This is a genomic window from Micromonospora palythoicola (genome assembly GCF_036689795.1).
Classification (GTDB): Bacteria; Actinomycetota; Actinomycetes; order Mycobacteriales; family Micromonosporaceae; genus Micromonospora; species Micromonospora palythoicola.
The window spans coordinates 23,252-33,062 of sequence record NZ_JBAGKI010000066.1 but is presented as its reverse complement, the minus strand read 5'-3'; the positions used below and the strand labels follow the sequence as shown (position 1 = coordinate 33,062).

Here is a 9,811-nt window from a genome sequence, read left to right as displayed (position 1 = left end):
TGCGGCGTGCGCCGCTGTTGCCGTCCTCGAACGCCTCGTTCACCACGTCCCACGAGTCGATCTTGCCGCGGTAGTAGGTCGCGACCCGGGTGACGTGGTTCAGCATCGCGTTGCGCAGCGCTGTACCTTCCATCTGCTGCATCCAGCCGGGCTGCTGCGAGTGCCAGGCCAGGGTGTGGCCCCGCACCTTCCAGCCCCGGGACAGGGCGTGGTTGACGATCCGGTCCGCGTTGCCGAACTGGAAGTTGTTCTGCTGCGGCTCGGTCGCGTCGATCTTCATCTCGTTCTCGGGCGTGACGCTATTGAACTCGCGGTTCAGGATCGTCGTGTACGCACCGTCGTTGAGCTTGTTCGCCGCTACCGCGGCACCGAAGTACCGGCCGGACTGGCCGGCGGCCGCGGCGAGGGTGGTCTCGGCGGCTTGGGCGAGACTGGGCAGCAACGACACGACGAGGGCCGCAACTATCGCGGCAGTTCCGGATACGGAGAGCGTTCGAAGTCGACGCCCGGAGGGACGGGTCCGGGAGATCATGCTGATCCTCCAGTGATGGGATAGGACAAACGCGGTCGCTGTTCGGTGGAGGATTCCGCTCGGGATCGGCGGAGTCCTCCGATGTCGAGCCCGCCGGTCGGCGCGCGGATCCACATCTGGCGCACCCGGTCGGGAGTCGGCTCCGGCCACTGACCAGCAGGTGAAGGGTTGCGATGAGTGGCCAGGTCGCCCGCCGGGAGGTGGTTGCGGCGTGAGGTGGTGGTGGACGTGGGTGACCTGGAATGGTGGTGGGGCCTGGTGCTCGGGTGCGGCGCCTCCAGCGACTGGAAGTGATGTTAACGATCACATCGATCGATGGCTCTCAGGCTGGCAGATAAATCGATTGTTTTCAACCGGTAGTTTCGGGCAGCGACCGAAAGTTTTTCGGATGATGCTCGGTGCTGGTGGTCGTGGGGCGTCCGGCGGTGCCGCATGCCCGTCCGTTCAGGTCGCCCTGGTACGGCCGCATGGTGGCGGCGATGTCGTCTGCTCCGCCGCCTACCCGGGTTGGGCGAGGCGGGGCCAGGGGTAACCGGCGGCCCTCGGCTTCGGCGAGAGACGCGCGGACGGCGTTCCGCCAGTCCTCGCGGGGGGTGGCGGTGGTCAAGCTGTGTTGATCGCGGTTGCCCTGCTGATACTGCCGCCGGTTTCACCTTTGCCTGGCGGGTATTCAGGCGCACCGCCGAGGCCGGCGGTGACATCTGCACGCAGTGAGGGAGCGCAGCGTCATGCCTGACTCGCAGCCCACCATCGTTCTCGTGCACGGCGCGTTCGCCGAGTCGGCGAGCTGGAACGGTGTGATCGAACGGCTGGCCCCCGCGTACGACGTGGTGGCCGCCGCCAACCCGTTGCGGGACGTCGCGGGTGACGCGGCGTACGTGCGAGACGTGATGCGCGGGATCGGCGGCCCGGTCGTCCTCGTCGGCCACTCGTACGGGGGAATGGTCATCACGCAGGCCGCCGCCGACGATCCATCGGTGCGGGCGCTCGTGTACGTCAACGCCATCGTCCCGGACACCGGTGAATCGGCGTTGTCGCTGTCCGGAAAGTTCCCCGGCAGCACGCTCGCTGACACGCTGGTGAAGTATCCGTTGTCAACCGGCGGTAACGAGGTGACGATCGGGCAGGACGCCTACCACGCGCAGTTCGCCGCCGACGTGCCGGCCGACCTTGCCGCGCTGATGGCCCGGACCCAGCGGCCGATCACCGAACGTGCCCTGGGCGACGAACTCTCCGGAGCGCCCGCCTGGCGGTCGCTGCCCAGCTGGTTCATCTTCGGGGACGCGGACCGGAACATTCCGGTCGCCGCGCACCGGTTCATGGCCGAGCGGGCCGAACCACGTGGCCAGCGGGAGATCGTCGGGGGCTCGCACGCGATGGCGGTGGCCCAGCCGAGCGAGATCGCCGAGACGATAATCGAGGCGGTCCGCGGGTCGTGAGCCGCGGTGGCGGCCGGCTGCCGGGTGCCGGCGATCCGGGTGCCGCCTGCGTACCGCGCGCGCCCGTGGGTACCCAGCGCCCATGGCGCGGTACACGAAACCTGAGCTGCGCGAACAGCTCAAGGAAGAGATCAAGGCCTCCGACCGGGGTGGCCGTCCGGGACAGTGGTCGGCGCGCAAGTCGCAGCTGCTCACCAAGGAGTACCAGAAGCGCGGTGGCGGCTATCAGGGCCCGAAGGACGAGCGGCAGAAGTCCTTGCAGCAGTGGGGCGACCAGAAGTGGCGGACCAGGCAGGGCGGCACCCGGGCGCGACACGACGGCGAAACCGACCGTTACCTGCCCGATCAGGCGTGGAAGCAGCTCTCCGCCGAACAGCGGCAGGCGACCGACGCCAAGAAGCGGAAGGCGTCGAAGTCCGGGAAGCAGTACGTCGCCAACACCGGTCCGGCCAAACGCGCCCGGCGGAACGCCGTCTCGTCCGTGTCGCTCACCGATCTGCCGGTAGCCGAAGCGGCCCGACACGTCCGCGACCTCGACACCGGCCAGCTCCGGGCGGCACTGCGGGAGGAACGCGCGGGAAAGGGCCGCAAGACGCTCATCCAGCGCCTGGAGTCGGCACTCGCCCGCCGCTGACCGGCGTCGGGAGGCTGGACCGCGCCGGGGAGTAGGAGGCGCCGGCACGGGTACGCCGGGGTGTGGCGGTGATCAGCGACTACGCGCTTCTCGGCGACTGTCAGGGTGCCGCACTGGTCTCCTCGGACGGGTCCGTGGACTGGTGGTGTCCACCCAGATTCGACGCGCCGAGCGTCTTCGCAAGGCTCCTGGGCACCACCGGCGGCCACTGGTCGATCCGGCCGCGGGGGCCGTACACGACCACCCGGCGCTACCTCGACGGGACAATGGTGCTCTGTACGGAGTTCCACACCCCGACCGGCGTACTGCGTCTGACGGATGCCCTCGGCCTCGGCTTCGGCGAGCGCGGGCACGGGATCGGCTTCGGGTCGCCGCACGTGCTGCTGCGGCAGGTCGACGCGGTCGCCGGCACGGTGGAGGTGGCGATCGAGGTCGTGGCCCGGCCGGAATACGGACGGACAAGTCCCTCGATCGCCGAGACACCCCTGGGAATCGAGATATCCGGCGGTACCGACCGGCTGGTGCTGACCAGCGACCGTGGTCTGACAGTTGACGGTCCGGTGGTGACCGGACGGTTCACGCTCGCCGAGGGGGACAGCGCGGTGCTCGCGCTGCATCATCGCCGGGCGGCGGACCCGCAGATCGTGCCGCTGGACGGGCGTGCCGTGCTGCGCGACACCATCGCCGCCTGGCAGTCGTGGGATCGCATCCACCAGGGCTACCAGGGGCCTTACCGGGAGCAGGTCCGGCGCAGCGCCCTGGTGTTGCAGGCGTTGACCTACCAGCCGACCGGTGCGGTGATCGCCGCGGCTACCACCTCGCTGCCGGAAGCGGTCGGTGGCGCGGCGAACTGGGACTACCGGTTCGCCTGGCTCCGCGACGGCAGCTTCACCCTGAAGGCGCTCTGGGTTGCCGCCTGTCCGGACGAGGCGCGCAGGTTCTTCGACTGGATCGCCGCGTCGATGGGGTCGGTGCGGGGGGCGGACCACGTGCCGATCATGTTCGGCGCTGCCGGTGAGCGTGACCTGACCGAGCACACTCTGGAGCACCTGGAGGGCCACCGCGGCAGCCGACCGGTCCGGATCGGGAACGACGCCTGGCAGCAGAAGCAACTCGACGTCCTCGGCGAGGTGCTGGAGTGCGCGTGGGTGCTGCGGGACCAGATGGCGGACCTGTCGCCCGCGGCCGCGGAACTGCTTCGATCGCTTGCCGACCGGGCCGCCGACACGTGGCGACAGCCGGACGCCGGCATCTGGGAAGGACGCGAGGGCGAGCGGCACTACCTGACCTCGAAGCTGGCGTGCTGGGTGGCTCTGGATCGGGCCGTCAAGCTGGCGCGCGATCTCGACGCCGAGGCGGCGGTCCCACGGTGGTCGAAGGCCAGAGACGAGGTACGAGCGGCGATCCTGAACGAGGGGTGGAACCCGTCGAGCGAGGCGTTCACCGGCGCGTTCGGCTCCGACCACCTCGATGCCAGCGTGCTCGGCATGCCGATCCTCGGATTCCTGCCCGGCGACGACGAGCGGGTCCTCGCCACGGTGCGAGCCATCGAACGCGACCTGACCCGGGACGGTCTGGTGCAGCGTTGGACGGGCGCGGGCGACGAGGGCGCCTTCATCACCTGCTCGTACTGGTTGGCCGAGGCACTGGCCCTGGCCGGGCGGATCGACGCGGCCCGGCAGATCTTCGACAGCGTGACCGCCCGGGCGAACGATCTCGGCCTGCTCTCGGAGGAGATCGACCGCGGCGACGGCAGCCAGATCGGCAACTTCCCCCAGGCGCTGTCCCACATCGGCCTCATCAACGCCGCCTGGGTCATCGACCAGGCCGAGGCCGGTGTCCGATCCCGTTCGGTTAGGAGCGGGGCAGGCGGGTAATCCGCCGCCCGGCGTCGACGAGGGAGGCCCTGATGACTGGACGGCTGGCGGGCAGGACCGCTCTGATCACCGGCTCCGACTCGGGAATCGGGCAGGCCACCGCGATCGAGTTCGGCCGGGAGGGAGCCGACGTGGTGGTGCACTACCTGCACGACCACGCGGGCGCGAACCACACGAAGGCCGAGATCGAGAAGGCCGGTCGGCGCGCCGTTGTCGTGCAGGGCGACATCAGCGTCGAGCACCAGGTCGAGGCGATGTTCGACGAGGCCCTCGGGGAGTTCGACCGGCTCGACATCCTGATGAACGACGCGGGCGTGGACGCCTCCGGCATCCCGGTGGCCGACCTGGACACCGAGACCTGGGACCGGTCGATCCGGACCAACCTGTACGGGATGTTCTTCTGCTGTCGGCGGTTCATCCAGCACCGCCGTGACCAGGGCGGACACGGCAAGATAATCAACATCACCTCGGTTCACCAGGAGGTGGCCCGGGCGGGCGGCTCCGACTACGACGCCAGCAAGGGCGGCATGCTCGAGCTGGCCAAGAGCATCGCCCTGGAGGTCGCTCCGATGCACATGAACGTGAACAACATCGGCCCCGGTATGGTGCTCACCCCGTTCAACCAGCAGGCGATCGACGACCCGAAGTTCCTGGAGGAGCAGGTGCAGTCGATCCCGTGGAAGCGGGCCGCGCAGCCGGAGGAGATCGCCAAGCTCGCCGTCTTCCTGGCCAGCGACGACGCCGACTATGTCACCGGGTCGACGTACTTCATGGACGGTGGCCTGATGCAGAACCAGGGCCAGGGCGCGTAGCTGTCCGGCCCGTCCCACCCGAGGCCCACCGGTCGGTCGGCGAGCTGACACGCCAGGTGGTGGTGCAGGCTGTTGAGGTGAACGCCCAGGAGCCCGCCGACGAGGTCCGCATTCCCCGGGCCCAGATCGGTTCCAGTCCGCAACACCTGCTGACGACCGTGCTCGGCGAATATCTCGACTCCTCGCAGGCCGATCTGCCGTCCACGGCGGTCATCGCGATACTGCACGAGTTCGGGGTGAGCGAGTCCAGTGCCCGTGCGGCGTTGTCCCGACTGGTGAAGCGTGGTCTCATCGCGACGCGCGGCACCAGACGACCGCCGGTCTATCACCTCACCTCGCAGGCGATCGCCAAGCACCGCTCCCGGATGCGGCACTTCCTGAACTTCGGCGCCCAACCGCCACGGTGGACCGGCGAATGGGTGATGGTCTCCTTCTCGATCCCCAGCTCCGGCCAGTCGGTTCGCCACGGGGTGCGCAGGTCGTTGAGCGCGCTACGGTTCGTGGGTCTGTACGACAGCGTGTGGATCCGGCCAGGACGCGAAACCGCGCCGGTGCGGGAGGCGCTTGATGAGCTGCTGCACCCCGTCGAGGGTGCCCGGTGGTCGATCATGCAGGTGCGCTTCGACGACGAGGCAGGGCCACACGGTCCGGCCTCGGCGTATGATCTGACCGCCCTCGCCGCCGCCTACACGGCCTTCATCGAGCAGTACGCCGATCTGCGGGCGGCCGCCCGCAACGGTGAGGTGGACGCGGCCAGCGCGCTGGTCGCCCGGACCTCTGCCATGGATTCCTGGCGCAGGTTTCCGACCATGGATCCGGATCTGCCCCATCATCTGCTGCCCCGGCCCTGGCCTCGCCAACGGGCCAGGGAAACCTTTCTCGACATCCACTCCGCGCTCGGTGCGCTCGCCCAGGCGCGTCTGGTCCAGGTGGCGACACCGTACTGGCCGGACGCCGCTTCGTGGATCACCCACTTCCAGGCCTCACGCGACCCCGCCCGGCCGGAGCCGATCGGCGGGAGCACCGCGGCCACCTCGCGGGCCGACGGCGATCCGAGCCCTCGGTAGCCGAGCGATGCATTGACACTTTTCGTTGCGGGAGTGATAGTAACTGCACACAGCTCCCATCGGATCGCCTGTGGGGACCGCGGCCGGGCGGTCCGCCGCATCGACCTGACCCGTGGTCAGCGATGGCCGCCGTGGTCGGGGTGCGATTGAACCACCGCCACCGCACCGCAGGGAGCGCCGTCCCGAATCCGCTGGAGGGTGCATGAGCAGGAGATCGAAGATCTACGCGGCCCTGGTGGCCGCGATCGTCCCGGCCACTGCCGTGATCGTGACGCTCGGCGCGTCACCGGCCGGCGCGGCGGTCGGTGGTTCCGGTCCATACCCCGCCGACTACGAGACCTCGGCGAGCCTGGCGAATCACACCATCTTCCGGCCCCAGACGCTGCCGGCCGAGCGTCTTCCCATCCTGGTCTGGGGCAACGGCGGCTGCTCGGCCAACGGTCTGTCGCAGGGCAACTTCCTCCGGGAGATCGCCTCCCACGGGTTCCTCGCCATCGCCAACGGCGCCCCGAACGGATCCGGCTCCACCAACGCCCAGATGCTCACCCAGTCCATCGACTGGGCCGTCGCGGAGAACTCCCGGCAGGGCAGCAAGTACTACGGCAAGCTCGACACCTCCAAGATCGCGGTCGCCGGCTTCTCCTGCGGGGGCCTGGAGGCCTACGCCGTCTCGAACGACCCCCGTGTCACCACCACCGGGATCTTCAGCAGCGGCCTGTTGAACGATGCCGACGACTACCAGCTCCGGAGACTGACCAAGCCGATCGCGTACTTCATCGGCGGGCCGAGTGACATCGCGTACCCGAACGCCATCGACGACTGGGGCAAGCTGCCGTCCGGACTGCCCGCCTTCATGGGCAACCTGAACGTCGGGCACGGCGGGACCTACGACCAGCCGAACGGAGGCGAGTTCGGCCGGGTGGCGGTGCTCTACCTCAAATGGCGACTGAAGGGCGACACCACCGCCGGCACCAACTTCGTCGGCGCCAACTGTGGCCTGTGCCGCAGCCAGTGGAGTGTCCAGCAGAAGAACCTGACCCTCGACGGCGACCCGCCGCCCACCACCCCGCCGCCCACGACTCCGCCGACCACCCCGCCCAGCACTCCGCCGACCACCCCGCCGAGCGGGACCCCCGCCTGCACCGCCGTCTACTCGGTGCAGGACCAGTGGAACAGTGGTTTCGTCGCCAACGTCAGCGTCACGGCCGGCAGCACGGCGCTCACCGGCTGGCGGGTCACCCTCAACCTGCCGAACGGTGCGTCGGTCAGCTCGATGTGGAACGGTGTGCACACCGGTACCAGCGGCACCGTCACCGTCACGAACCAGAGTTACAACGGACGGCTGGTCCCCGGCCAGACCACCAGCTTCGGGTTCCAGGGCACCGGCAACGGCAGCGGAGCCACCGTCAGCTGCACGGGCACCTGAGCCACGCTCGACGAGTCAGACCCCGGGACGGGCCGGGTACGATGCCGGCCCGTCCCGGGGCAGCCCTCGGTGTGCGCGCGGCGCACCATGCGCCGCGCTGGTCAGGGCAGCCAGCCGGGACGGACCAGACCGGCCTCGTACGCGAACACCACCAGCTGGGCGCGGTCCCGGGCACCGAGCTTGACCATCGCCCGGGACACGTGCGTCTTGGCGGTGGCCGGACTGACCACCAGCCGCGTGGCGATCTCGTCGTTGGACAGCCCGGTGCCGACCAGGGCCACCACCTCCCGTTCCCGCTCGGTCAGCTCGGCCAACCGCCGGGGCGCGGCCGGTGTGGCGGTGCCGGCGGCGAACCGTTCGATCACCCGCCGGGTCACGCTCGGCGACAGCAGCCCGTCGCCGGCCGCCACCACCCGCACCCCCTGGATCAGCTCGGCCGGTTGGGTGTTCTTCACCAGGAAGCCGGCGGCACCCGCGCGCAACGCCTCACCGACGTACTCGTCCAACTCGAACGTGGTGAGCACGACGATCCGCACGCCGGACAGCTCGGGGTCGGCGGTGATCTGCCGGGTGGCGGCCAGCCCGTCCACACCGGGCATCCGGATGTCCATCAGGACCACGTCGGGAACGGTCTGCCGGGCCAGCCGGACCGCCTGCGCACCGTCACCCGCCTCGCCGACGACGGTGATGTCCGGCTCGCTGTCCAGCAGCGCGCGGAAGCCGGCCCGGACCAGCGCCTGGTCATCGACGAGCAGTACCCGGATCACGCGGTCGCCTCCCGTGTCTCGTCGCTGCCCAGCGGCAGGGTGGCGCGGACCCGCCAGCCGCCGCTGCCGTCCGGCGCGGGGCCGGCGGTCAGTTCGCCGCCCAGTGCGGCGGCCCGCTCCCGCATCCCCGTGATGCCGTTCCCCGCCGGTGGAGCAGGACCGGGCTCCGGTGGCGGCGCGTCGCCACCGTCGTCGTCGACCTCGACGACCAACGCCTCCGGTCGGTACCCGATGGTGACGGTGGCGGCGGCGCCCGGCCCGGCGTGCCGGCGGATGTTGGTGAGCGCCTCCTGCACGATCCGGTACGCGGCCCGATCCACCGCGGCGGGCAATTGTCGGCTCGGCCCGTCGATCACGGTCCGGGTCGGCAGTGCGGCGTCCCCGGTCAGCTCGGCGAGCCGGTCCAGTCCCGGCGCGGGCGTACGCGGAGCGGCCCCGCCGGCCGGGTAGAGCGTGTTCAGCACCGCCTGGACCTCGCGCAGCGCCTCCGCACTGGACTGCGCGATCGCGTCGAGCGCCGCCCGCGCCTGCTCCGGGTCGCGGTCCATCAGGTGCAGACCGACACCCGCCCGCATGTTGATCAGCGACAGGTGGTGGCCCAGCACGTCGTGCAGCTCGGCGGCGATCAGCAACCGCTGCTCGCTGGCCCGGCGGCGTTGTCGCTCCTCGGACAGCCGGCGCTGCTCCGCTATGCCGTTGCGCACCTCGGCGGCGACCAGGATGCCGATCTCGGTGACCAGGCCGGCACCGGCGATCAGCGCCAACGCCGCCAGTGCCTGACCCAGGGTGGCACCGCTGACCAGCACCCAGACGGCGTACGACCCGGCGGTGGTCGTCGCCACCAGCCACCGGTGCCCGACGGCCATGACCGCCGCCGCACCGATCATCGGCGCCAGCAACGTCACCCCGACCGGCCGGCCGAGCAGGTGGTACGCCAGGGTCGCGGCGACCACGATCAGGAAGTTCCGCCTCGGGAACCGGTGCCGGTCGGCAAGCGCCAGCCCACCGAACACCAGCAGCACGTACCCGACGACCCCGACACTGGCGTGCTGCCAACCGGCGACGATCGCGGTGCCGACCGGCTGCGCGATCGCGGTCAGCACCGCCAGCCCCGGCCCCGGCCGCGACTTCGGCCGTCCGTCGGGGGATGCCACGTCGGCACCGGGGCTCGACCGGCTCATGCCCGCACTGTAGGCCGATCGGAGTCGCCTGCGGCAGCCCGGACGGGAGCAACCCGGCGTACCCCCGGCGGAGTAG

Annotated in this window: 9 protein-coding genes; 6 read left to right on the top strand and 3 right to left on the bottom strand. The window is 70.4% G+C overall.

Translation table 11 applies throughout. The features are described 5' to 3' along the window. A partial coding sequence (locus V5O40_RS23085) for an endo-1,4-beta-xylanase (RefSeq protein WP_332907398.1) occupies positions 1 to 532 on the bottom strand: 532 nt, incomplete at its 3' end. A gap of 728 nt (positions 533 to 1,260) precedes the next feature. Between V5O40_RS23085 and V5O40_RS23080 the strand changes: the two genes are divergently transcribed. From V5O40_RS23080 to V5O40_RS23055, 6 genes are all read left to right on the top strand, one after another. Further along, positions 1,261 to 1,971, top strand: a complete 711-nt coding sequence (locus V5O40_RS23080; protein WP_332907397.1) for an alpha/beta fold hydrolase — start codon at positions 1,261 to 1,263, stop codon at positions 1,969 to 1,971. An 82-nt stretch (positions 1,972 to 2,053) separates the two neighbouring features. Continuing rightward, complete coding sequence (locus V5O40_RS23075; RefSeq protein ID WP_332907396.1) at positions 2,054 to 2,605, top strand: hypothetical protein; 552 nt, start codon at positions 2,054 to 2,056, stop codon at positions 2,603 to 2,605. Positions 2,606 to 2,667: 62 nt separating this feature from the next. Further along, positions 2,668 to 4,482, top strand: a complete 1,815-nt coding sequence (locus tag V5O40_RS23070) for a glycoside hydrolase family 15 protein (protein WP_332907395.1) — start codon at positions 2,668 to 2,670, stop codon at positions 4,480 to 4,482. A 32-nt stretch (positions 4,483 to 4,514) separates the two neighbouring features. After that, positions 4,515 to 5,294 (top strand): SDR family oxidoreductase, encoded by a 780-nt coding sequence (locus V5O40_RS23065; RefSeq protein WP_332907394.1) that lies wholly within the window; start codon positions 4,515 to 4,517, stop codon positions 5,292 to 5,294. Positions 5,295 to 5,371: 77 nt separating this feature from the next. Then, the gene (locus tag V5O40_RS23060; RefSeq protein WP_332907393.1) at positions 5,372 to 6,361 is read left to right on the top strand and encodes a PaaX family transcriptional regulator; all 990 of its coding nucleotides are present in this window, start codon (positions 5,372 to 5,374) and stop codon (positions 6,359 to 6,361) included. Positions 6,362 to 6,563: 202 nt separating this feature from the next. Continuing rightward, positions 6,564 to 7,787, top strand: a complete 1,224-nt coding sequence (locus V5O40_RS23055) for a cellulose binding domain-containing protein (protein ID WP_332907392.1) — start codon at positions 6,564 to 6,566, stop codon at positions 7,785 to 7,787. Positions 7,788 to 7,888: 101 nt separating this feature from the next. On the opposite strand, the gene V5O40_RS23050 is transcribed toward V5O40_RS23055, so the two are convergent. Further along, entirely contained in the window at positions 7,889 to 8,554 is a 666-nt protein-coding gene (locus V5O40_RS23050; RefSeq protein WP_332907391.1) for a response regulator transcription factor, read from the bottom strand. Continuing rightward, positions 8,551 to 9,735 carry a sensor histidine kinase gene (locus V5O40_RS23045; RefSeq protein WP_332907390.1) on the bottom strand — a complete coding sequence of 395 codons (1,185 nt, stop codon included), beginning with the start codon at positions 9,733 to 9,735 and terminating at the stop codon, positions 8,551 to 8,553. The genes V5O40_RS23050 and V5O40_RS23045 overlap by 4 nt, the downstream gene beginning before the upstream one ends. Between the last annotated feature and the right edge of the window lie 76 nt (positions 9,736 to 9,811).